Here is a 23,195-nt window from a genome sequence, read left to right as displayed (position 1 = left end):
TGTCGTAATCCCAAAAGCTGACGACGACGATGGTCAGAATCGGCACCAGCAGGAACAGCAGCAGCATGACGGTCAGCGGTGCCGCCTGGAGATAGGGCGCCACGCGCGGCAGCAGGCGGCGACGCCGCACCCTGCCGGAGGCGGCCGTGANCCCCCCCCCCCTGCACAGGGTGGGTTCAATAGGGAGCGGAGAGTGCGCGACGCTTGAAGATCCTCGCCGCGCGTCCCCCTCACCCTAACCCTCTCCCCAGGGGGGAGAGGGAATGGCTGGCAATCGCAAAGGTCAGGCCGCGATGAACTCGTTCCACTTGCGGACCATGTAGCGGTCCTCGTCCATCACCGCGTTCCAGCAGGCGACGCGGCCCATGCGGTCCTGGAACGAGCCGCCGTCGCGCACCGCGCCGGCCTTTTCCATCACCTTGCCTTCGGGGCTGAGGATGTCGGCCTTGGCCGGCTGGCCCTCCATCCAGAAGGCCCATTCCTCCGGCGACATGTGCTGCTTGGCGGTGTCGAGCACGGCCGAATAATAGCCCTGGCGGTTCAGATAGGCGCCGACCCAGCCCGACAGATACCAGTTGATGTATTCATAGGCGGCGTCCAGCTCCAGCCCGCTCAGATGCTTGGCGATGCCGAGACCGCCGCCCCAGGCGCGATAGCCTTCCTTCAGCGGCTGGTAGACGCACTGAATGCCCTTGGCGCGCACGGCGGCGACGGCCGGCGACCACATCGACTGGATGATGACCTCGCCCGACGACATCAGGTTGACGCTCTCGTCGAAGGTCTTCCAGAAGGCGCGGAACTGGCCGGCCTTCTTGGCGTCGGTCATGATCTTGAGGGTCTTGTCGATCTCCTCCTTGGTCATGTTGCCCTTGTCGCCGTATTTGACCTCGCCCATCGCCTCGCAGACCATGGCGGCGTCCATGATGCCGATGGACGGGATGTTCAGCAGCGACGCCTTGCCCTTGAAGGCGGGGTCCAGCAGATCCTTCCAGCTGGAGATCTGACGGCCGACCAGATCGGGGCGGATGCCCAGCGTGTCGGCGTTGTAGATGGTCGGGATCAGCGTCATCCACTCGGTCGGCGCCTTGGCGAACTTGGTGCTGTCCTTGCCCTCGACGAAGCCGACGGTGTGGGGGGCGGTGCCCTGGGCGATGGCGCTGTCGGGTGTCAGCTTGCCGGTGATGAAGATCGGGACGATCTTGTCGAAGTTCTTGATCTTTTTCACGTCCATCGGCTGCATGACGCCGGCCGGGAACACCTTCTTGCCGATCCAGTATTCGATGTCGGCGATGTCGTAGGACTTCGGCTGGGTCACCGCGCGCTGCGTCACCGCGTCGGAATCCAGCGCCGTCATCTGCAGGGTGAAGCCCAGATCCTCCTTCACCTTGTCGGCGACGGCGTTCAGGTTCGACACGCCGGTGCCGAACTGGCGCAGCGTGACGTTCTTGATGTTCTGCGCCCAGATGGTCGGAAAGCCGGTGATGGCGCCCGAGCCGACGGCGGCACCGGCCACGGCGGCGGTGCCCTTCAGCAGGGTGCGGCGGCTGACGCCGGTCGACAGCGTCGCGGACTTCGAAGGAGTACGGGTGTCGGTCATCGCTGAGCCTCCAGTCTGTTCGTCGTGTTGTTTTTTGATGAGCGGTTTTTGAAAAAGGTCACGCCACCAGCGGGTGGATGTCGCGGCGGCTCCATCCGGCACGCACGCGGTCGCCCACGCCGACGGGGGCATCGAAATAGCGGGCCTCGTCCAGCACGACGGCGAACTCGTCAGCACCGGCGACATCGAGGCTGAGATGGACCGAGGCACCGTGATACTCCAGCGAGCGCACCGTGCCCTCCACCTGGATTTCGCTCGGCATGTCGGCCCCGCCGAGCTGGATGCGGTCGGTCCGGACGGCACAGCGGCCGGCGTCGCCCACAACTCCCCCCTCGATGACGTTGTGGCCGCCGATGAAGCGGGCGACGAAGGCAGTGCGCGGCTGGTTGAACAGCTCGCGTGGCGGCCCGGCCTGTTCGATCCGGCCCTGGTTCATCACCACGGCAAGGTCGGCCAGCGCCATCGCCTCGGTCTGGCTGTGGGTGACGTGGATGAAGGTGATGCCGATGTCGCGGTGCAGGCGCTTCAGCTCCTCCCGCATGCGCACCCGCAGGAAGGGGTCGAGCGCCGACAGCGGTTCGTCCAGCAGAAGCACGCCCGGCCGGGTGATCAGCGCACGGGCCAGCGCCACGCGCTGCTGCTGCCCGCCCGACAGCTGCGACGGCAGGCGGCCGGCATATTTGCCCATGTCGACGAGGTCCAGCATCCCGGCCGCCCGGCGCCGCCGCTCCTCCTTCGCAACGCCCTTCATCTTCAGGCTGAAGGCGACGTTGTCGGTGCAGTCGAGATGGGGGAACAGGGCGTAGCTCTGGAACATCATCGCGGTGCCGCGCTTGGCCGGCGGGTCGTCATTGACCACCGTGTCGCCGATCAGCAGGTCGCCGTCGGTGATGTCCTCGTGCCCGGCGATCATCCGCAGGGTGGAGGTCTTGCCGCAGCCGCTCGGCCCCAGCAGGCAGCAATAGGACCCGGCGACGATCCGCAGGTCTATGCCGTCCACCGCCACGGTCGCTCCATAGGCCTTGCGCAGCTTCACCAGCTCGACCGTCGAACCTGCCGTCATCGAAGGGCCTCCAGAATTGTGCACAATCTGCGCGGTCGTTTGTGACCGTTCCGCCTTTTGCATCCAGCGTGCCAACGACCAAATGGCGGAAATCCGCCGGTCCCATGGCCGCCTTCTGCGCAAAGGCGCGGCATTTGTGCAGCAGTTCGGCGCAGTGGCGCGGTTTTAGGCACTTTTGACCAGGGCGTTCACCAGCATCCTGCTCACGCGATTGCAGTTTCCTCGCTGGCCCGCTTTGTGCACAATCTGCGATACATTTCCCGCACTCCGGTAAAAGCACCTTCCCCGCCCATGACCACCGCCGCCGCCGCCAAGCCAGCCCGCCGCACTCCTCTCGCCCGCACCGGCGCGCCGCGCGGCAGCGCGGAATCCCGCATCGTCCGCAGCATCGGGGAGGCCATTGCCGACCGTCGCCTGCCGCCCGGCACCAAGCTGACGGAGGAAAGCCTGGCCGAAGCCTTCGGCGTCAGCCGCGAACGGGTGCGCAAGGTGCTGCTTCTGCTGGCACAGCGGCGGGTGGTGACGCTGATCCCCAACCGTGGCGCCTTCGTCGCCAAGCCGTCGCCGAAAGAGGCGCGCGAGGTGTTCGAGGCGCGCCGGGTGATCGAACGCGCGATCATGGAGCGGCTGGAGCGGCTGCCCCGCCCGCTGTCCGACGACATGCTGGAGAGGCTGCGCGGCCATGGCGCGTTGGAGGACGCGGCGGAACGCGCCGCCGACCGCAAGGCGATGATCCGCCTGTCCGGCCAGTTCCACCTGCTGCTGGCCGAGTTCGCCGGAAACGCGACGCTGGCCGGCATTCTGACCGACCTGATCGACCGCTCCAGCCTTGCCATCGCGGCGTTCGAGCGGCGGTCGTCGCACACCTGCTCCGCCGACGATCACCGCCGCCTGATCGCCGCGTTGATCGGCAACCGCTCCGGCGAGGCGACCGCCCTGATGATCGAACATCTCGACGAGGTCGAGCGCCAGCTGGATCTCGAGGCGAAGACCGACACCCGCATCGACCTGAAGGCGATCTTCGCCGACGAACCCGAACCCGCCTGACGGTACAGAGGCCTCAAAAGACGGAAAGCCCCGGTTCCACAAGGAACCGGGGCTTTCCAATGTTGGAACCGGAGTGCCTTCGATCAGACCCGCAAGCCCGCCGACGCGTTCAACGAATCCTGGATCTCGCCCGCCAACTGGTCGGCAATCGGACCGACGATCACCTGGACCGAATTGGCCGACGGCTTCACCACGCCGCGGGCGCCGATGCGCTTCAACTCCACCTCGTTCACCCGGCTGGCGTCGGCAACGTTCAGGCGCAGGCGGGTGGTGCACGCTTCCACCGAGCGCAGGTTGCCGGCACCGCCGAGCGCCGCGACATAGGCGCCGGCCCGGTCGCTGACCGGCGCAATGCCGGCGGCGGCAGGCCGGACACCGGTGGCGGCCGGCGCCTGACCGGCGGGAATGGCGATGTCGTCGCGGCCCAGCATCTTCAGGTCGAAGCGCTGGATGACGAAGCGGAACAGCCCGTAATAGATGGCGAAATAAGCAGCCCCCACCGGCAGCAGCAGGATCGGGTTGGTCGCCTTGCCATAGTTCAGCACATAATCGAACAGGCCCGCCGAGAAGCCAAAGCCCAGCTTCACGTTCAGCACGTCCATCAGCACCATCGACAGGCCGGTCAGCACGGCATGGACGGCAAACAGCGCGGGCGCCAGGAAGATGAAGGCGAATTCCACCGGTTCCGTCACACCGGTCAGGAAGGCGGTCAGCGCCATCGACAGCAGCACGCCGCCGACCGCCGCCCGGTTCTCCGGCTTGGCGGTGTGGTACATGGCGAGGCAGGCGGCCGGCAGGCCGAACATCATCACCGGGAAGAAGCCGGACATGAAGGCGCCGGCGGTCGGATCGCCCTTGAAGAAGCGGTTCAGGTCGCCGGTGACGCCCTGGTAATCGCCCAGCAGGAACCAGGCGATGTTGTTGATGATGTGGTGCAGGCCGGTGATGATCAGGATGCGGTTGAGCACGCCATAGAGGAACAGGCCGATCTTGCCGAGCCCCAGCACGCCGGTGGTCAGCGCGGTCAGTCCTGAATCGACGACGGGCCAGCCATAGCCGAAGATCAGCGCGATCCCCAGCGCCGCCAGACCGGTGACGATGGGCACGAAGCGCCGCCCGCCGAAGAAAGCGAGATAGTCCGGCAGCTTGATGTCCTTGTATTTGTTGTAGAGCTGGCCGGCGATGATGCCGATCAGGATGCCGACCGGGATGCTGATGCGGCTGGACATCTTCGCCACCAGATCCGGCGCGACGCCGCTCAGCACCACCGCCCCCTTCACCGCCACGAAATAGCCGACGGCGCCGGCCAACCCGGCGGCACCGTGGTTCTCACGCGCAAAGCCGATGGCGATGCCGACGGCGAACAGGACGCCCAGGTTGGAGAAGACGGCGTCGCCCGCCGCAGCGATGAAGGCGATATTCAGCAGGTCGGGCTGGCCGATGCGCAGCAGCAACCCGGCGATGGGCAGCACGGCGATCGGCAGCATCAGCGCCCGCCCCAGCCTCTGGACGCCCGAAAAACGGTCGCCCGACAAACGATCAGCAGACATTCGGACGTCTCCCAGTGCAATGGGCTCCGGCCTCAAGGGGGCCGGGCCTCGCATGTTGGTCATTCTTGCGTGTTGGCCCCCGACCAGGCCTGTTCCATCGCGCGGCGCAAATTGCCGCCGGTCCCGGTCAGCAGCCGGTCGATCTCAGGCGCTTCCAGCCCGGCCAGCCCCAGAACGGCGCGGCGCACGTCGCCATGCCGTTCCAGCGCCGCACCGGCAGCATCCTCGTCCACGCCGGCGATGCGAGCGACCATGGCGGTGCAGCGGCGGCGGAGCTTGGCATTCTCCGGCCGGACATTGATCATCAAATTGTCGTAGACATTGCCAAGCGCCGTCATGACGCCGGTCGAAAACAGGTTCAGCACCACCTTCTGCGCGGTTCCGGCGCCGAGCCGGGTCGATCCGGCGATCACTTCGGCCCCCGTCGCGGTCAGCACGGGATGCTCCACCGCGTCCAGCAGGGGGGAACCGGCGCTGCTGGCGATTCCCATGGTCAGGGCCCCCGCCTCCCTTGCTGCGCGCAGGACACCGACGGTGTAGGCGCTGGCGCCGCTGGCCGACAGGCCGACCACCACGTCGTCGGCGCAAACGCCCGCCCGCGCGGCATCGGCCCGTCCTGCCCCCTCGTCATCTTCCGCCGCGCCGGCCAGCCCGCGCGACAGGTCGAGCCCGCCGGCGATCAGCAGCACCAGCCGCTCCGCCGGCCAATCGAAGGTCGGCCCCAGATCCAGCCCGTCGAGCGCCGCGACCATCGCCGACGATCCGGCCCCGGCATAGACCAGCCGGCCGCGTCCCGCGGCCAGACGATCCGCGGCAGCCTCCACGGCCGCGGCGACCAGCGGCAAGGCGGGAGCGCAGGCGGCGAGTGCGCGCGTCTGGCCCTCCCACAGGGCCGTCATCAGTTCGGCAGCCGGCCACACGTCCAGCCGGCTGTACCGGTTCGCCGCATCTTCCGTGCCGCCCGCCATCGTTCCGGCTCCGCTGTCGCCCCGGCCCATGGTCCGGGGGTTGGTGTTGTCTGGTTGGTGGTATTAGATTGGACTGTATGCGCAGAATACCAAAATCCGGACATTCCGCAATCTGAAACTGGTTGTAATTGTGCTTGCACCTCTGCATCCCGTCCGGCGCCTGTTGCCCAAAGGCCTTTCAGTGGTATCATGCCGGTCCTGGAGCACTGGAGTGGTTGCCGATGTCCACTGCCGCCGCCGCGGCCCCGTTCGACCCGACCGCCCTGTCGGATGCCCTGCCCCTGCCGCTGTACCTGCAATTGGCGCGGCATCTGCGGACGCTGATCGTCGAAGGCAGGCTGACCGACCAGGACGCCCTTCCCGGCGAGCGGGAGCTGGCGGAGACCTTCGGCGTGTCGCGCGTCACCGTGCGCAAGGCCCTGCGCGAACTGATCGCCGAGGGGTTGCTGCACCAGCGCCAGGGGGCCGGCACCTTCATCAACCGCAGCCCCCATGTGGAACAGCGGCTGTCCGCCCTGACCAGCTTCACCGAGGACATCGGCGGACGCGGGCTGAAGCCGGATTCGCGCTGGCTCAGCCGCTCGGTCGCCACCGCCACGCCGGAGGAGGCGATGGCGCTGGGCCTGCGCCCGGGGGCGGAGGTGGTGCGGCTGCACCGGCTGCGTCTGGCCGACGGCACCCCGCTCGCCATCGAACTCAGCGCCCTGCCGACCAGCTTCCTGCCCGATCCCGATCTGGTGCAGGGGTCCCTGTACGAGACTCTGCGCGGGCGCGGCCATGCGCCCTTCCGCGCGCTGCAACGCTTGTCTGCCATTCGCCTGCCGACGGATCAGGCGACGCTTCTGGGGGTTCCCGACGGCGCCCCCGCCCTCTACATTGAGCGCCGCACCTTCCTGGAAAACGGAACCCCGCTGGAGTTCGTCCGTTCCCACTACCGCGGCGACGCCTATGACTTCGTCGTGGAGCTGTCGCTGGTCTGATCCCCCGGACCATTCCGTCCCACACCGACGATTCCAACGAGAGCGAGCGATGAAGCCTGCCCTTGATACCCCGTTCCGCGTCCGCGCCATCCTGTTCGACATGGACGGCACCCTGATCGACACCAAGGGTCCGGTTGAGCGCTCCTGGCGCGCCTGGGCCGCCCGGCACGATCTCGATCCCGAGGCGATCCTGGCCGTCTGCCACGGCGTCCGCAGCATCGAGACCGTCCGCCGCTTCGCCCCCGCCGGTGCCGACATCGACGAGGAGGTGCGTCTGGTGGAGGAATGCTACACCGGCGATACCGAAGGCGTGCGCGCGGTTCCCGGCGCGCTGGAGCTTCTGCAATCGCTGCCGCGCCACCGCTGGGCGGTGGTCACCTCCGCCCCGCACGACATGGCGCGGAAGCGCATCGCCCAGGCCGGCCTGCCCCTGCCCGACCTGCTGATCGGCGCCGACAACGTCACCCAGGGCAAGCCCCACCCCGAAGGCTACCGCACCGCCGCCGAGACGCTGGGCTTCGACCCGCGCGACACCGTGGTGTTCGAGGATGCTCCGGCGGGACTGGCCGCCGGCAACGCGGCAGGCGCCTGGGTGATCGGACTGACCACGACGCTGGCAGCGCATGAACTGGACGGCAACCTGTCCCTGCCCGACCTGACGGCGCTGCGGGTGCGCGTGGACGAGGATGGGCTGGAGATCGTGGCCGTGGGCTGACGCCCTCCAAAGAAATCTCTACAAGGCGATCCGGGTAGAGATCGCGTCGTACGGCGCGGTCAACCCGGTACCGCCTTCCTCGCGATCGACAAGACCGGCAGCGACCAGCGCCTCGACATCCTCATGCACGCGGCGATAGTCGCGGCCCACCGCCTTGGCAAGAGCATTGATGCTGGCGGCCGGCGCCCGGTGCAGATGCCGGAGCAGTTCCAACCGCTTGGGTGTCAGCGCGCGAGCCAGCGTCTCGAAGCTGTCGAAGGACAGGTGCCGCTCGCTGACCGGCTCTCCGCGCTCGGCCCGGCGCCACGCGTCCGAGAAACGGCCGGCGAACTCTTCAGCACTGTCGCCGACATGGATCTGTAGGTCGCTCATACATCGCCTCCCGCGGTCCTAACATCGGCCAGAAAGTCCGTAATCAGCTGCTCCGGCGAGATGAAGCGATAGGGCTCCTCGCGCAGTCCATAATGCCGATGGTCGCCCTTGCCCCGCTCATTGTCGTACCCGACCACGCGCTCACCGTTGACGATGTAAACGAGAGAATATTTGAGCGGGTGTTGCGATGGCGGAACGGGAGCCGGAACCCTCCAGATCTTCACCTCTATGACGGCTCCTCCAGCCAACTCGCGGCGCTCCTTGAAGAGCAGTTCAGCCTTTGGCACGGAACAGCGCATCCCCGTCACTGATATGGTAGATCATGGCATCAAAAGGCATATGGCGTCAAATGCCATAAACAAGGATTGTTGGGAGATCGCGATTCAGATGATCAAGTCCCCCGCCACTCCCCCTCGACCCAAGTCCCGCGCACCGTCAGGTCCGGCCGCAGCAGCACCAGATCGGCCCGCCAGCCCGGCGCGATCCGCCCGCGCTCGCCCGCCATGCCTAAGAATTCGGCCGGATAGAGCGACGCCATCCGCAGCGACTCCTCCAGCGGCAGGCCGATCAGCGTCCCCGCATTGCGCACCGCCGTCGCCATGTCGAGGTCGGCCCCCGCCAGAGTGCCGTCGGCCAGCACCAGCCGCCCGTCACGCCGGTAGATCGTCCGGCCGTTCAGCTCGAAGCGATCCGCGTCGGTGCCGGTCGGCGGCATGGCGTCGGTCACCAGCATCATCCGGCCCCGCGGCCGGGCGGCCAGCGCGGCGCGCATCATCAGCGGATGAACGTGATGCCCGTCGGCGATCAGCCCACACCAGGGCCGCCCGTCGCCCAGCGCCGCCCCGGCCGGGCCGGGCTGGCGGTTGGCGATGCCGGGCATGGCGTTGTAGAGGTGCGTCACCCCGCGCACGCCGAGATCGAAGGCCTCCACCACCCGCTCGGCGCTCGCCATGGTATGACCGACCGACAGGATCACCCCGGCGGCCATCAGCCGGGACAGCGCCACGTCCTCCACGCATTCCGGCGCCAGGGTCAGCAGCACCCGGCCGCCCGGCATCCGTGCCGGCAGCCCGCCGATGAAGGCGAGATCGCCCTCGTCCGGCGCGCGGACAAAGCGCGGGTCGTGGGCGCCGACCCGCTGCGGGCTGATGAACGGCCCTTCGAAATGGATGCCGAGCACGCCGCTACCCGGTTTGGCCACCGCCGTCACCGCCGCTTCGGCGGCGGCACGGTGGCAGTCGGGGGTGTCGGTGATGATGGTCGGCAACAACCCGGTGGTGCCGAAGCGCCGGTGCGCCGCGGCGATGGCGAGCGTCGCGTCCGCCGTCGGCTGCTCGTTGAACAGCACGCCGCCGCCACCATTGACCTGGATGTCGAGGAAGCCGGGCGCCAGCAGGTCGCCGGCCTCCAGCGCCACCGTCCGCTCGACCTCCGGCGGGGTGCGGCCGGGTGCCACGATGTCGAGGATGCGGCCATCGGCGACCAGCAGGCTGCGGCCGTCGAGAATGGTCTCGCCCGTGAAAATCCGGGCACCGGTCAGGAGCTGTCGCATCAGACGGTCTTCGTCACTTTGGCAAGGTTGGGCGGGCTGTCGGGGTCGATGCCGCGGGCCAGCGCCAGTTCATAGACCGCGCCGTAGAAGCTCTGCAATGCCGCCAGCGGCGCCGCCTCCGGCGCAATCCCCGGCAGGCTCGGCAGCAGCGTGGTTCCCGCTAGCCCCGGTTCGGTGGTGGCGACAGCGGCGCCCAGCCCGACGATGCGCTCCACCACCGCGCGGGTGTGCGGCTCCGCCGCGTCGGCCTGGGTCAGGGCCAGCACCGGGAAACCGGGGCCGACCAGCGCCAGCGGACCGTGGACCACCTCCGCAGCGCTGAAGGCCTCGGCATGCAAACGGCAGGTTTCCTTGAATTTCAACGCCATCTCCAGCGCCGCGCCAAAACCGACTCCGCGCCCCAGCACATAGAGGTTCTGCGCGGTGGCGAGCGGCATCAGCGCCGGCTTCCAGTCCAGCGCCTTCGCCGACTCCAGCGTGGCGGGCAGGGCCGCCAGCGTCTCCTTCAGGGCCGGATCGTCCTGCCAGTGCGCCACCAGCTGCAGATAAGCGGCCAGCGAGGCGATGCAGGATTTCGTCGCGGCGACGCTGCGCTCCGGCCCGGCCGCCAGCGGCAGGAAATGGTCGCACATCTCCGCCAGCGGCGAGTCCTCGGCATTGACGAAGCCGACCACCCGCGCACCGCCGGCCTTCGCCGCCTCCACCAGCCGCAGCAGGTCCGGGCTGCGGCCCGACTGCGAAACGGCGATGAACAGCGCCCCCTCCAGGCTGAGATGCCCGCCATAAACCGAGGCGATGGACGGCCCGATGGAGGCCACCGCCCGCCCGATCCGCGTCTCGATCAGATATTTGCCGTAGGCCGAGGCATGGTCGGAACTGCCGCGGGCGCAGGTGACGACGAACCGCGGCGGCTCGCGGCGCAGGCGTTCGCCCAATTCGGCGAAGCCGGCGCCACACCGTTCGATCTGCCGGGCCACCGCGGCGGGTGCCTCCGCCGCCTCCACCGCCATCAGCGGGGCCATCAGCGAGGTGGAGCGGGAGGCGTTGAACTCTGGAATGCCCTGATCGGTCATGGCGGCGCTCGCGATTGACTGGTATAGATACCAATGTAAGACCTTATTGCGCCGGAGGCCAGCGTCCATTGGTGGAATCGCATCACGACAGCCGCCGCAATGCGGAAAAGAAAAGCGGCGCGACCCGGGAAAGGTCGCGCCGCACGATAAAACCACTCAAATACCAGACAGGATGCCCGCTATTCGGCGGCGCGCCGTCCGCCCGGCAGCATGCCGGTCATCGCCCCCACCAGCGCGTCGGCGTCGTTGCCGACGATCAGGTCGAGGCCGTTGGCGCCCAGCCCCATCACCGCGCGCACGCCGGCCCGCTTCAGCGCCTCGGCATTCGCCTTGCCGGCGTCGCTCAACTCGACCCGCAGACGGGTGGTGGCGAAGGCGGCCAGTTCCTTGATGTTGCCGGCGCCGCCCAGCGCCTCGGCGATGCGGGCGGCGCGGTCGGTCGGGACCGGCGCCGCGGCCGGAGCGGATACCGGCTTGGCCGCGACCGGCGCCGCCACTGCGGCGGGACCGTCGGCTTCCGCGCCGGCGCTGTGCAGATATTCCTGCATCTCCGTCTTCAGATTCTCCGACAGGGTGCCGAACACCGCCTGCACGCTGTCGCGCACCCGCAGGACGCCGGACGCGCCCATGCCGCGCAGCTTGCCGTCATCGACGCGAGCCGGGTCCTTCACCACCACGCGCAGGCGGGTGATGCAGGCGTCCAGATTGCTGATGTTGCCACGCCCGCCGAAGGCCAGCACGAGGTCGCGCGCCCGCTCGCTGCCGGTGGCGGTGCTGACGCTTTCCTCCGTCGCGTCCTCGCGGCCGGGGGTCTTCAGGTTCAGTGCCAGGATGGTGTAGCGGAACACGACATAGTAGATCGCCGCATAGACCGGCCCCAGGATCAGCACCAGCCACCATTTCTGCGACAGCGGGCTCAGCGCGTTGAACAGCACGAAGTCGATGCCGCCCTGCGAGAAGGTGAAGCCCATATGGGCGCCCAGCGAGTTCATGATGAACTGCGAGGTCGCCGCCAGCATCGCATGGATCAGGTACAGCACCGGCGCCAGGAACAGGAAGCTGAACTCGATGGGTTCCGTGATGCCGGTCAGGAAGGAGGTCAGTGCGGCGGACACCATGATGCCGCCGACGCGCACCCGGTTCTCCGGCTTGGCGGTGTGCCACATGGCGATGGCCGCGGCCGGCAGGCCGAACATCTTGAACAGGAAGGCGCCGGAGAGGATGCCGGCGGTCGGGTCGCCGGCGAAATAGCGGGCGATGTCGCCATGGACCACTTGCCCGGCGGCGTTCTGGAAGGACCCGATCTCGAAGAAGAAGGGCACGTTCCAGATATGGTGCAGGCCGAAGGGGATCAGCAGGCGTTCGACGAAGCCGTAGATGGTCGCGGCCAGACGCGGATCGTTCACCGCCGCCCAGCGCGAGAAGCTGTTGATGCCCTCCTGCACCGGCGGCCAGACCACCGACAGCACGATGCCGAGCACGATGGCGGCCAGCGCCGTGATGATCGGCACGAAGCGCTTGCCGGCGAAGAAGCCGAGATAGGCCGGAAGCGCGATCTTGTAGAAGCGGTTGAACATCGCCGCCGCCAGCCCGCCGGCCAGGATGCCGCCGAACACGCCGGTTTCCATCGACTTGATGCCCATGATGGTCTTCGGCTCCATGCCCCAGACCCCGGTCATCACGCCCAGCGTGGCGAGCATCACGATATAGCCGATGGTGGCGGCGATGGCCGACACGCCGTCATTCTCGGTGTAGCCCAGCGCCACGCCGATGGCGAAGATCAGCGGCAGATTGCCGAAGATCACGTCGCCGGAATTCTTCATCAGCATCGACAGCAGCGGCGGCATCCATTCGAAGTTCGCCGCGCCGATACCCAGCAGCAGACCGGCGACGGGAAGAACCGCCACCGGCAACATCAGCGACTTGCCGATTTTCTGTAGAAACGCAAAGGGGTTCATTGCCATGGCGGCTCTCCCGCAAATTGTCCGGCGGCGGCGACATCCTGGGTTCCGGATGGGTCGGCCCTGGGTGGGAATACAACCTGACCCATGTTCAGGTTTCACGACATAGGCGACATAGCGTGCCGGGCAAGCTTGCGGCTTATCCCCGATGCGCCATGCGGGGCGCGGATTGGCCGCAGGCTTCCGCCTTTCCCGGACGGGATCTTTCGATAACATATGACGAGAATTGCGCTTGGGCTATGCGGCGTCTGCGCACAGACGGCGTCCGATACAGGAGACGCCCGCCAGGGGATGCCCGCTGCGGTCTGGCGATAAGAAAAGAGGACCAAACCACATGACCGCGATCACGCTTGCAGCTCCGCTGGCCGGATGGGCCATGCCGCTGTCCGAGGTGCCCGATCCCGCTTTCGCCCAGGGGCTGGTCGGAACCGGCATGGCCATCGACCCCACGGTGAACGAGTTGCGCAGCCCCTGCGACGGCACCGTGCTGTCGGTCCACCGGGCGCGCCATGCCTGCACCGTCCGCACCGCCAGCGGGGCGGAAATTCTGCTGCATCTGGGGGTCGACACCGTCGGCCTGAACGGCGAGGGCTTCACCGCCCATGTCCAGGACGGGCAATCGGTGAAGACCGGCGACCGCCTGATCAGCTTCGACATGGATCTGGTGGGAAGCCGGGCGCAGAGCCTGGTCAGCATGATGGTTGTGGTGAATGACGGCTACACCGTCGACGGCCTGTCGGTGGATCGCGAGATCGCCGCCGGCGACGCGGCGATGACCGTCCGTGGCGGCAGCGGCGCCGATGCCGGACTTCCCGCCGCCGGCCCCGACTCGGGAGAAGACGGCTCGGGAGAAACCGGCGAGCGGAGCGTCGTGCTGCCCATCGCCAGCGGGCTGCATGCCCGGCCGGCCGCGGCCCTGGTCGCCGCGACCAAGGCCTATCCCGGCACCGTCACCATCCACTGCCGCGACCGCCGCGCCAACGCCAAGAGCGTGGTCGCCCTGATGGGGCTCGGCACAATGCTCGGCGACCGGCTGACGGTGCGCGCCGCCGGCCCCGGCGCCCAGGACATGGCGGAGAGCATCGCCGTGCTGATCGAAGGCGGGCTGGGCGATCCGGTCGTCGCCGGTGTGGCCGCCGGTGCCGGTTCGCAGGCCGCGCCGGTTGCCCCCCCTGCCGCCCCCGCCCCGGCCCAGCCGGCCGCCGAGGAAGAGGTCGCCCCCCCCTTCGCCCCCGGCGAGGAGGTGCTGCTGAAGGGCACCATCGCCGTGCCGGGACAGGCGGTCGGCGCCGTCGTCCGCCGGTTCCGCAGCGCCGTGCGCGTGGTCGAACAGGGCGCCGGCCCGGATATCGAGGAGCCGCGCCTGCGCCGGGCGCTGGAGCAGGTCGTCGCCGGCTTGGCGCAATCCGCGCAGCGGATGCCCGAACATGCCGCCATCTTCCAGGCCCACCGGGAGCTTCTGGACGATCCGGAACTGCTGGACGGCGCGCTCGCCGACATCCGGGCCGGCAAGAGCGCCGAATGGTCCTGGCAGCGCACGGCGCGCCTCCAGGCCGACGCTCTGGCCGCCCTCGCCGACCCCCGCATGGCCGAACGCGCCGCCGACCTGCGCGACCTTGAACAGCAGGTGCTGACCGCCCTGTCCGGCAAGGGCCCCGACGTCGGGCTGGCCGAACTGCCGGCCGGCAGCATCGTCCTGGCCGACGAGATCCTGCCCTCCGACCTCGCCGGGGTTCCGGCCGGACGGCTGGCCGGGATCGGCATGGCGCATGGCGGCCCGACCTCCCACGCCGTCATCCTGGCAGCGGCGCTGGGCGTGCCCACCGTGGTGGCGCTGGGCCGGCAGGCGGAGCGGGTGCCGGACGGCGCCCCCGTGGTGATCGACGGCAACCGCGGCGAGCTGCTGGTCTTCCCGCCGGAGGACACGCTGGCGGCAACCCGGACCGCCGTCGCCGCCCGCACGGCGCGCCGCGAGGAGAACCGCCTCACCTCCCGCGAGGAGTGCCGGATGGCCGACGGCACGCGGATCGAGGTGTTCGCCAATCTGGGCCGGGTCAGCGACGCCCCCGGCGCGGTGGTGGAGGGTGCCGAGGGCTGCGGCCTGCTGCGCACCGAGTTCCTGTTCCTGGAACGCCAGTCCGCCCCGACGGAGGATGAGCAGTACCAGCAGTACCAGCAGATCGCCGATGCGCTGGAAGGCCGGCCGCTGGTGATCCGCACGCTGGATGTCGGCGGCGACAAGCCGCTGTCCTATCTGCCACTGCCGAAGGAGGAGAACCCGGTGCTCGGCCTGCGCGGCGTCCGCGTCGGCCTGCGCGAGCCGGAGCTTCTGCGGGCGCAGATCCGCGCCATCCTGCGGGTGAAGCCGGTCGGCGTCTGCCGCATCATGGTGCCGATGATCGCCTCGCCGTCCGAACTCCAGGCGGTGCGGGCGATGGTGGACGAGGAGCGGGCAAAGCTCGGCCGGACCGAACCAATCGAGCTGGGGGCGATGATCGAGGTGCCGGCCGCCGCCCTGATCGCCGACCGCATCGGCGCGGTGGCCGACTTCCTGTCCGTCGGCACCAACGACCTGACCCAGTATGTGCTGGCGATGGACCGCGGCAACCCGCATGTGGCGGCCCAGCTCGACGCGCTGCATCCGGGCGTGCTGCGGCTGATCCGCCTTGCGGTGATGGGGGCGAAGACCCACGACCGGGTGGTCGCGGTGTGCGGCGGCTCCGCCTCCGACCCGATGGCGGCGCCGCTGCTGATCGGGCTGGGCGTCACCGAACTGTCGGCCACCCCGGCGGTGATTGCCGACCTGAAGGCGTTCATCCGCACCCTGCGCATGGAGGATTGCCGCCGCGTCGCCGAAGCCGCCCTCGGCACCGACAGCGCCGACGAGGTCCGCCGGCTGGTCGCGGAGAGCTGGCCGGCGCTTTGAGGTCCTGAAACGGAAAAAGCCGGCCGCCCATCGCTGGGCGTGCCGGCTTTTTGATGCGTTATCGAAGAACCGTCACACCCGCCCGGCCATCAGCAGCACCGCCGCCGCCTGCCGGCCGCCATGCCAACGGGCGGCACTCCGGGCGGCGGCACGCATCGCGGCGATACCGATCAGCGATGCGGCGACGAACAGCCCCGGCGTCAGGTCGCCGCGCATCAGCAGCGCCGCACCCAGCCCGACGATCAGCACACGATAGACCGTTTCGCAGAAGCCCAGCCCGGCGAGGAAGCCGTCGGTGCAGCCGAAGCTGTCGGCACCGGCGAGCCGTGCGAGCTGCGACTGCCCGCCCGCAGCGTTCGCCGGCCCGGTCGCCCCCACCGCGATCATCGCCGCCAGCGCCGCGACTCCAGCCAGCGCCATGGCACCCATCAGCGGGCTCACCAGCGCCAGCACCGCCAGATGGACCGGCGCCCATGCCGCCTCCAGCACCCACAGGCGCTGAAGCCACCCGGTGGCGGCACCCGACGGCACCAGCCGCGCCAGTTCCCGCGATTGCGCGAACTCCAGCATCGCATGCAGGGCGAACAGGCTCAGCGCCACGGCCACCAGCAGAAGAAGGCTGCCGTCGTCGCCCCCCACCCACAGGGCGTCCTGCAACGGCCGGGCATACAGCGCGCTGCCGGCCACCAGCAGGTTCGCCGCCACCCCGAACAGGCAGTTGCGGATCAAAGCGGACCGGTTGGTGACCGCGTGACGGGCGATGGACGACGCCATGTCGGACGCTCGCGTTCGGAAGGGAAGGACCGGCGGCAGGCTCTGCGCCCCGCGCGCCATGGCGGGGGATGGACAGTCCCGGCCGGCGTGCTGGCGGGCGGGCTGATGATCGAACGATGACAGGCTCATGCGGGCTACGGCCGGACGGCCGCTCCTTAAACCTTGGCGGACCTTGGCGGTCCTCGTGACATTGCGCAGCCACGGCGACCGTCGCATGCCCGGCATGATGCGTGGGAAAATTTCCCACATCAAGCGAAAAGGTGATTCCCTTTCCCTTCCGCCGCGCTATTGTCACGTCGGTCCTCAGATCGATGCCGGACCCAGTCCCCAACCGCCGGAGTGTCAGGCGCGTGCCGATCCGCAGCCCCGAACCAGACCGCCCGACAGTGGCCGGCAGCACCGGGGCGGCACCGCCGCCGGCGCTGCTGACGGCGGTGCGCCGGCTGCTGGTTCCGCTGGTGCGGACGTTGATCGGCTTCGGCATTTCCTGGCCGATGCTGGCGAACCTTCTGAAGTCGGTGTATGTCGAGGTGGCGGAGCGCGGCTTCGCGCTGCCCGGAAAACCGATGAGCGACAGCCGCATCACCCTGCTGACCGGCGTCCACCGCAAGGACGTCAGCCAGATCCGCAGCGCGCCGCCGGTCGCGGAGGCCGCCGCCGCCGCCGCCCCGTCGCTGGGCGCGCAGGTGCTGAGCCGCTGGCTGACCGAAGCCGCCTTCCTCGACGCCGATGGCCGCCCCCGCCCCCTGCCCCGCGTTTCCGATGGCGAAGCCAGCTTCGAAACGCTGGTGACCGGCATCAGCAAGGACATCCGCCCGCGCGCCCTGCTGGACGAGCTTCTGCATGCCGGACTGGTGACGGTGCGGCCGGACGGGCTGCTCGACCTTGCCGAGGCGGCGCATGTGCCGCGCGGCGATCTCGACAAGCTCGCCTATTATTACGGCCGCAACCTTGCCGACCATCTGGCGGCGTCCGGTCACAATCTGGCGGGCGGCGCGCCGCCGTTCCTGGAGCGGGCGCTCGCCTATGACCGGCTCAGTCCCGACTCGGTCGCCGTCCTGCGGCGGGAGGCTGACCGGCTGGGCATGGCGATGCTGGTCGAGCTGAACCGCCTGGCGGCCGATCTCGCCGATGGCGACGCCGGCCGCGACGATGCCGGCCACCGCTTCACCGCCGGCCTCTACCTCTATGACGAAGAAGAGGCCGCCGATCCTGCGCGGCAGGATGCCGGGTCCGGCGAGGGAGCGGCGGCATCGTGATCCGCAACTTCACCCCCCTGGCTCGCACGCTGCTGCTGACGCTGATGCTGGCCGCCGCCGGCTGCGGTCCCTCCCCGAACCGGGACGGCGGAGTGGCGGATCGCGGTATCGGCGGCACCGGCGTTTCCGTCGCCGACCGCGGAATCGGCGGCACCGGCATAACCAGTACCGGCATCGTCGGAACCGTCACCGCCTTCGGCAGCGTCTGGGTCAACGGCCTGCGGGTCGATCTGCCGCCGACGACCCCGGTGCGGATCGAGGGCCGGCCGGCCCAGCCCGGCGACGTGCGGATCGGCCAGACGGTCGCCATGACCGCCGCCCCGGGCGGGCCGACCGGCCTGACGGCGCAGACGCTGGAGGTGCGCTTCGCCGTCGCCGGTCCGGTGGAACGGGCGACGGCCGGCGGCGCCCCTAGCGCTCTGGTGCTGGGACAGCGCATCGACCTCGCCGACGCGGAGGGCACCACGGCGCTCACCCCCGGACGCTGGGTCGCGATCTCGGGCCTGCGCCGGCCGGATGGGGTGATCGACGCCAGCCGCGTCGATCCCTGGGAACCGGCGCGCGGCTGGGTCCTGCGTGGTCGGCTGGACTCCGTGACACCGAAGACGCTGACCGTTGCCGGGCTGACGCTCTCCCGCGGCCGGAGCCTGACCGGTGCCCTCCCGGCGGTGGGCAGCATCGTGCGCGTCGCCGGCAAGCCCGATCCCGCCGCGGCGCTCGCGGTGGAGGCCGATCCCTTCAACCCCTTCGGCAGCACGGTCAGCGCCCTGTCGATCGAAACCTATGTCGATGCCTCCGGGCAGACGACGAGTCCGGGCGGCCCGCGCATCGGCCGGCCCGACGGCGGAGCCGCACCCGCCCGCGTGGTGATCGACAGCGTGGTGACGTCCGGCGGCGGAATCGACCGCAGCCGGTCCTTCGGCGCCGCGCGCCTGGGCGGCCGGTCGCTCGACGGCGCCGATCCCGCCGCCCGTGCGGCCGGGCTGGCACGGGCAGGCATGCGCCCCGACGGCCCCCAGGGGCAGGACGCACCAGGCATGGAGGGGCCGGAAGGACCGGTCGACGGCGTGCGCACCCATCCGGGATGGGGCGCGCCACCCAGCCCCTATGGCGGGCCCTATGGTGGCCCCTATGGCGGCCCGGCCGCCGGTCAGCGGCCTGCTGCCGGCCCCAACTCCAGCCCGGACGGCACCTCCGCCTCCGGAGCCGCCCGTGCGGCCAGTCCGCCCTCTTCCGCGGGCGCCTCGCCGGACTCCACCGCCGCCCCGACCGGCGGCGGGTTCGGGGGAGGGTTCGGCGGCCCCGGCCGGGGACGGGGCTCCATGCCGGGCGATGGCGGTTCGCCCCACGGCGGCCCAAGAGGAGGGTTCGGCGGAGGGTTCGGTGGTGGGCCGGATGGAGGTCGCGGCGGGCATTTTTGATCAAGCACAGCGACCGATGCGTGCAAATAACACCGCGCCCTGGACTTAAGTATTTATTTTAAAAGCCTGAAAGACGCCTTTGACCCCGCTCTCGAAGCGCTGCGGCATTTTGATCCAGATTTGGATTTTGCCTGCATTCTCGACCTTATCCGCATTAGCATATTAATATATCAACGTCGGAGGAAAGCCGTCGCGGAAGACCGGCGCCATTGTCAATCGGGGCTGAACCGAAACCGCAAAGTCGGTTTCCATTATCGTCTTCGGTTTAGGCCCTAACCGGTTTTCAAGATCCGCCCGTTCGACCGGCCCGCCCTGCAGGGGAAACGGTGTCGCGCCGTCCGCAACGGCTCCAACTCTTCGCACAGACAGGACCAGACCATGATCTCGCTCCTTTCGCGGCTGTCGATCCGCGCCACCCTTGGACTCGTCGTCGCCGCGCTGGGGCTGTTGCTGATCGCCACCAGCAGTGTCACGCTGATCGACGTCGTCGACCGCACCCGCAACGCCCAGCGTGTCGCCACTCTCAGCGAGACCAGCCGCGACCTGCTGCGCACGCTGCTGGCGATCCGGCTGGAGCGCGGACTGGTCGGCCCGGCGCTGGGGGCGGAGGAGCCGGCCGGCGACGCCGAACTGCGCGACATCGCCGCCAACCGTGCGGTGGCGGAAAGCGGCTACGCCGCCATCGCCGCCAAGCTGGACGCACTCGACCTGCCCGGCCTGCCGGCGGCCGCCGCAACGCTGCGCACCGCCCACGACACGCTGGCGGCCCTGCGCCGACAGGCCGATGGCGCGCTGCGCCAGCGCAAACCCGCCCGCGATCCGGCGGTGGCGGAAGCCTGGGCGACGGCGCCGGTCGCCTATCTCGACGCGCTGACCACCGCGACCGATCTGCTGGACGGATCGCTGAAACTGGCCGATCCGATGATCGACCATCTGCTCGGCATCAAGCGCGCCGCCTGGAACACCCGGCTCAATGCCGGCGGCATGGCGCTGCGCATCCAGACCGCGGTCGCCACCGGCCAAGCCTGGACGCAGGCCGATGCACATGCGGTGGCGGAGGCCATCGGCCGCACCGGTCAGGCCTGGGCCCTGGTCAGGGAATCGGCCTCCCGTCCCGATACGCCGGACCAGATTCGCGAGGCAGTCGAAAAGGCCAAGGTGAATTTCGAAGGCCCGCTGGTCGAACAGCGCAAGGCGGTGCTCGCCGCTCTGGCCGAAGGCCGCAAGTCTCCGGTCGAAATCGGCACCCTGCGCCAGCAGGATACCGCCAGCCAGGGCTACATCGTCGACGCCGCCCAGGCGGCGGTGGACCGCATGGTCGTCCGTTCCGATGCGCAGGCCGCGGGTGCGACGCAGGATGCCGTCATCGCCGGCCTGCTGGTGGTGGCCGCCGTGCTGCTGACCGTCATCGGCATGGTCGTCGCCAAGCGCCGGGTCAGCGATCCGATCCGCTCGATGACCGAGGCGATGCGGCGTCTGGCCGACCGCGACATGGCCGTCGCCATCCCCGGCCTGGGCCGCGCCGACGAGATCGGCGGCATGGCGGCGACCGTCACCGTCTTCCGCGACAGCATGTTGACCGCCGACCGTCTGGCGGCGGAGCAGGCCCGCGAACAGGCCGCCAAGGAGGCGCGGGCCGCCCGGCTGGAAGCGCTGATGCGCGATTTCGACGCCAAGGCCATGCACATCGTCGAGACGGTGGCATCGGCCGCCACCGAGATGCAGGGCACCGCCGGCGCCATGTCGACCACCGCCAGCCATGCCAGCGCACAGGCGACCGCCGTCGCCGCGGCCTCCGAACAGGCGTCCGTCAACGTCCAGACCGTGGCGTCGGCGACCGAGGAGCTGTCGGCCTCCATCCTGGAGATCGGCCGGCAGATCGCCGCCTCCACCCGCATCTCGGGCGAGGCGGTGACCCAGGCCGAACGGACCAACAGCACCATGCGCACGCTGGTGGAGGCGGCCGACCAGATCGGCCATGTGGTGGAGATGATCAACAGCATCGCAGCGCAGACCAACCTGCTGGCGCTCAACGCCACCATCGAAGCGGCCCGCGCCGGAGAGGCCGGCAAGGGCTTCGCCGTCGTCGCCGGCGAGGTGAAGGCGCTGGCCAGCCAGACCGCCCGCGCCACCGACGAGATCCAGGCCAAGGTGAAGGAGATTCAGCAGGCCACCGGCGGCGCCCAGGACGCCATCCACGGCATCGGCCAGACCATCGGCCGCATCAGCGAGATCACCACCACCATCGCCGCCGCCATCGAGGAACAGGGCGCCGCCACCCGCGACATCGCCGGCAACGTGACGGAGGCCGCGCGCGGCACCACCGAGGTGTCCTCCACCATCGTCGGCGTCAACCACGCGGTGCTGGAGACCGGCTCCGCCGCCACCGAGGTGCTGGACGCCGCCAGCAGCCTTGCCCGCGAGGCCGAAACCCTGCGCGGCGAGGTGACCTCCTTCATCACCGCCGTGCGGGCGGCGTGACGCCGGTTCCCGTCGTCGGTCCGGCCAGCATGGTTTCCTGCACCGCCATCACCGCGGCGCCGATCACCCCGGCGCTCTCGACCTCCGGCACATACTGGATGTCGAGATGCCGGGTGGAGAGGGCGAGCGAGCGCCGATAGACGCTCTGCCGGATCGAGGCCAGCAGCAGCGGCCCGATCCGCGCGACGCCGCCGCCGATGAAGATGTGCGACGGATTGAAGAAGTTCACCACGGCGGCCAGCATCCGCCCGATATCGCCGCCGGCCTGCTGGACGATGGCGGTGGCCGCCGCATCCCCCGCCCGGCTGGCGTTGCCGAGATCGACCGTGGTCAGCGCGCCGTTGCGCTCCAGCAACTCCATCAGCCGCGGGCTTTCGCCGCCCCGCGCCGCCTCCTCCGCCATGCGCGCGATGGCCGGCCCGGCCGCCATCGCCTCGACGCAGCCGGCATTGCCGCAATGGCAGACCGGCCCCTGCGGATCGACGCAGATATGGCCGACATCACCCGCCGACCCGTCCCGCCCGCGATAGACCAAACCGTGGCAGATGATGCCGCAGCCGATGCCGGTGCCGATCTTGATCACCAGGAAATTCTGAAGCTGGCCGCGCAGGCGCCAGTGCGTGCCCAGCGCCATGATGTTCACGTCGTTGTCGACGAAGACCGGGGCGGCATACTCCTCCGCCAGGAATTCGCGGATCGAAAAGGTCTCCCACCCCGGCAGCAGCGGCGGGTTGACCAGCATGCCGCTGTCGAAGGCGACCGGTCCCGGCACGCCGACGCCGATGCCCAGCACCCGCGCCGGCCCGATCCCCATCCGCTCCCGCGCCTCGCGCAGCAAATCCCGCACCCGCCCGAACACCGCCGCCGGGCCGTCGCGCACGTCAGCCGCTTCCGACCGATGGTCCAGAACCGTCATGTCGGGGGCGAGCAACGCCACGTCGATGCTGGTGGCGCCGATGTCGATTCCCGCCAGCACCCCCATCCGATGGCTCAGCCGCAGCACCTCCGGCCGCCGGCCGCCCGACGAAGGCTGCACCCCGCCCTCCTCGATCAGCTCACGCCCGATCAGGCTGGAGATCGCAAGGTTTGCCTTGCTCTTGGAAAAATCGACCGACGCCGCCAGTTCGCCCCGCGACAGGCCGCCCGCCCAGAACAGCCGCTCCAGCAGGGCGCGCTCGCCGTCCGACAGACGCTGCCAGTCAACCATCGACGAGTGCCTTTCCGAACGACGCGTGTCTCCTTCCCTATCACACCTCACCCACTTTTGCCAAATTATGTTCGAAGTCGGCCATTGTCTGTCCAAAGCGGCAGGCTTACCATCAGCCCAACGAACGAAGCGGCGTCTCCCGGCTTTCGGGCCGACGAAGGGACGACACGCTTCGCAGTGGGAGAAACGTCATGGACGGTATCCGCTCCACCGCAGGCTTGCGGTTGGTGGAGAGGCCGTCAGGGGGTG

18 protein-coding genes are annotated in these 23,195 nt (G+C 69.4%); 7 read left to right on the top strand and 11 right to left on the bottom strand.

The window, feature by feature from the left end; all coding sequences use genetic code 11:
* Window positions 1-283: 283 nt before the first annotated feature.
* Complete coding sequence (locus VH569_RS32775; protein ID WP_423321162.1) at window positions 284-1,597, bottom strand: ABC transporter substrate-binding protein; 1,314 nt, start codon at window positions 1,595-1,597, stop codon at window positions 284-286.
* Between the two features lie 58 nt (window positions 1,598-1,655).
* Window positions 1,656-2,660, bottom strand: coding sequence for an ABC transporter ATP-binding protein (locus VH569_RS32770; RefSeq protein ID WP_423321161.1), 1,005 nt, complete (start codon window positions 2,658-2,660; stop codon window positions 1,656-1,658).
* A gap of 291 nt (window positions 2,661-2,951) precedes the next feature.
* On the opposite strand from VH569_RS32770, the gene VH569_RS32765 reads away from it, so the two are divergent.
* The gene (locus tag VH569_RS32765) at window positions 2,952-3,707 is read left to right on the top strand and encodes a GntR family transcriptional regulator (RefSeq protein ID WP_423321160.1); all 756 of its coding nucleotides are present in this window, start codon (window positions 2,952-2,954) and stop codon (window positions 3,705-3,707) included.
* An 83-nt stretch (window positions 3,708-3,790) separates the two neighbouring features.
* On the opposite strand, the gene nagE is transcribed toward VH569_RS32765, so the two are convergent.
* Window positions 3,791-5,257 (bottom strand): N-acetylglucosamine-specific PTS transporter subunit IIBC, encoded by a 1,467-nt coding sequence (nagE, locus tag VH569_RS32760; RefSeq protein WP_423321158.1) that lies wholly within the window; start codon window positions 5,255-5,257, stop codon window positions 3,791-3,793.
* Window positions 5,258-5,316: 59 nt separating this feature from the next.
* Window positions 5,317-6,225 (bottom strand): N-acetylmuramic acid 6-phosphate etherase, encoded by a 909-nt coding sequence (locus tag VH569_RS32755; protein ID WP_423321156.1) that lies wholly within the window; start codon window positions 6,223-6,225, stop codon window positions 5,317-5,319.
* Between the two features lie 221 nt (window positions 6,226-6,446).
* On the opposite strand from VH569_RS32755, the gene VH569_RS32750 reads away from it, so the two are divergent.
* Both VH569_RS32750 and VH569_RS32745 read left to right on the top strand, forming a co-directional pair.
* The gene (locus VH569_RS32750; RefSeq protein WP_423321154.1) at window positions 6,447-7,205 is read left to right on the top strand and encodes a GntR family transcriptional regulator; all 759 of its coding nucleotides are present in this window, start codon (window positions 6,447-6,449) and stop codon (window positions 7,203-7,205) included.
* A gap of 49 nt (window positions 7,206-7,254) precedes the next feature.
* On the top strand, window positions 7,255-7,920 hold the full coding sequence (locus tag VH569_RS32745; protein ID WP_423321152.1) for an HAD-IA family hydrolase: 666 nt from the start codon (window positions 7,255-7,257) through the stop codon (window positions 7,918-7,920).
* A gap of 18 nt (window positions 7,921-7,938) precedes the next feature.
* On the opposite strand, the gene VH569_RS32740 is transcribed toward VH569_RS32745, so the two are convergent.
* The 5 genes from VH569_RS32740 to ptsG form a co-directional block, all read right to left on the bottom strand.
* Window positions 7,939-8,292 (bottom strand): hypothetical protein, encoded by a 354-nt coding sequence (locus tag VH569_RS32740; protein ID WP_423321151.1) that lies wholly within the window; start codon window positions 8,290-8,292, stop codon window positions 7,939-7,941.
* Window positions 8,289-8,579 (bottom strand): toxin-antitoxin system TumE family protein, encoded by a 291-nt coding sequence (locus VH569_RS32735; protein ID WP_423321149.1) that lies wholly within the window; start codon window positions 8,577-8,579, stop codon window positions 8,289-8,291. Before VH569_RS32735 ends, VH569_RS32740 begins: the two co-directional genes overlap by 4 nt.
* Window positions 8,580-8,683: 104 nt before the next feature.
* Entirely contained in the window at window positions 8,684-9,844 is a 1,161-nt protein-coding gene (nagA, locus tag VH569_RS32730; RefSeq protein WP_423321148.1) for an N-acetylglucosamine-6-phosphate deacetylase, read from the bottom strand.
* The gene (locus VH569_RS32725; RefSeq protein WP_423321146.1) at window positions 9,844-10,917 is read right to left on the bottom strand and encodes an SIS domain-containing protein; all 1,074 of its coding nucleotides are present in this window, start codon (window positions 10,915-10,917) and stop codon (window positions 9,844-9,846) included. Before VH569_RS32725 ends, nagA begins: the two co-directional genes overlap by 1 nt.
* A 179-nt stretch (window positions 10,918-11,096) precedes the next feature.
* Window positions 11,097-12,881, bottom strand: coding sequence for a PTS glucose transporter subunit IIBC (ptsG, locus tag VH569_RS32720; protein ID WP_423321144.1), 1,785 nt, complete (start codon window positions 12,879-12,881; stop codon window positions 11,097-11,099).
* 331 nt (window positions 12,882-13,212) lie between these two features.
* Here ptsG and ptsP point away from each other — a divergent pair, with 331 nt between their 5' ends.
* Window positions 13,213-15,804, top strand: a complete 2,592-nt coding sequence (gene ptsP, locus VH569_RS32715) for a phosphoenolpyruvate--protein phosphotransferase (protein WP_423321142.1) — start codon at window positions 13,213-13,215, stop codon at window positions 15,802-15,804.
* A 72-nt stretch (window positions 15,805-15,876) separates the two neighbouring features.
* Here ptsP and VH569_RS32710 read toward each other — a convergent pair whose 3' ends face one another.
* Entirely contained in the window at window positions 15,877-16,578 is a 702-nt protein-coding gene (locus VH569_RS32710) for a hypothetical protein (protein ID WP_423321140.1), read from the bottom strand.
* A gap of 350 nt (window positions 16,579-16,928) precedes the next feature.
* On the opposite strand from VH569_RS32710, the gene VH569_RS32705 reads away from it, so the two are divergent.
* The 3 genes from VH569_RS32705 (at window position 16,929) to VH569_RS32695 (ending at window position 21,739) form a co-directional block, all read left to right on the top strand.
* A complete protein-coding gene (locus VH569_RS32705; RefSeq protein ID WP_423321139.1) occupies window positions 16,929-17,837 on the top strand; it encodes a DUF6502 family protein in 909 nt (302 codons plus the stop codon).
* Window positions 17,834-19,258, top strand: a complete 1,425-nt coding sequence (locus VH569_RS32700; protein ID WP_423321137.1) for a DUF5666 domain-containing protein — start codon at window positions 17,834-17,836, stop codon at window positions 19,256-19,258. Before VH569_RS32705 ends, VH569_RS32700 begins: the two co-directional genes overlap by 4 nt.
* Before the next feature lie 378 nt (window positions 19,259-19,636).
* Window positions 19,637-21,739, top strand: coding sequence for a methyl-accepting chemotaxis protein (locus tag VH569_RS32695; protein ID WP_423321136.1), 2,103 nt, complete (start codon window positions 19,637-19,639; stop codon window positions 21,737-21,739).
* On the opposite strand, the gene VH569_RS32690 is transcribed toward VH569_RS32695, so the two are convergent.
* Window positions 21,717-22,946 (bottom strand): ROK family protein, encoded by a 1,230-nt coding sequence (locus VH569_RS32690; protein WP_423321135.1) that lies wholly within the window; start codon window positions 22,944-22,946, stop codon window positions 21,717-21,719. The genes VH569_RS32695 and VH569_RS32690 overlap by 23 nt on opposite strands.
* Window positions 22,947-23,195 lie beyond the last annotated feature (249 nt).

It is taken from the genome of Azospirillum sp. 11R-A, from assembly GCF_049472615.1.
GTDB lineage: Bacteria > Pseudomonadota > Alphaproteobacteria > Azospirillales > Azospirillaceae > Azospirillum > Azospirillum palustre.
This window is presented reverse-complemented; position numbering and strand designations above follow the sequence as displayed.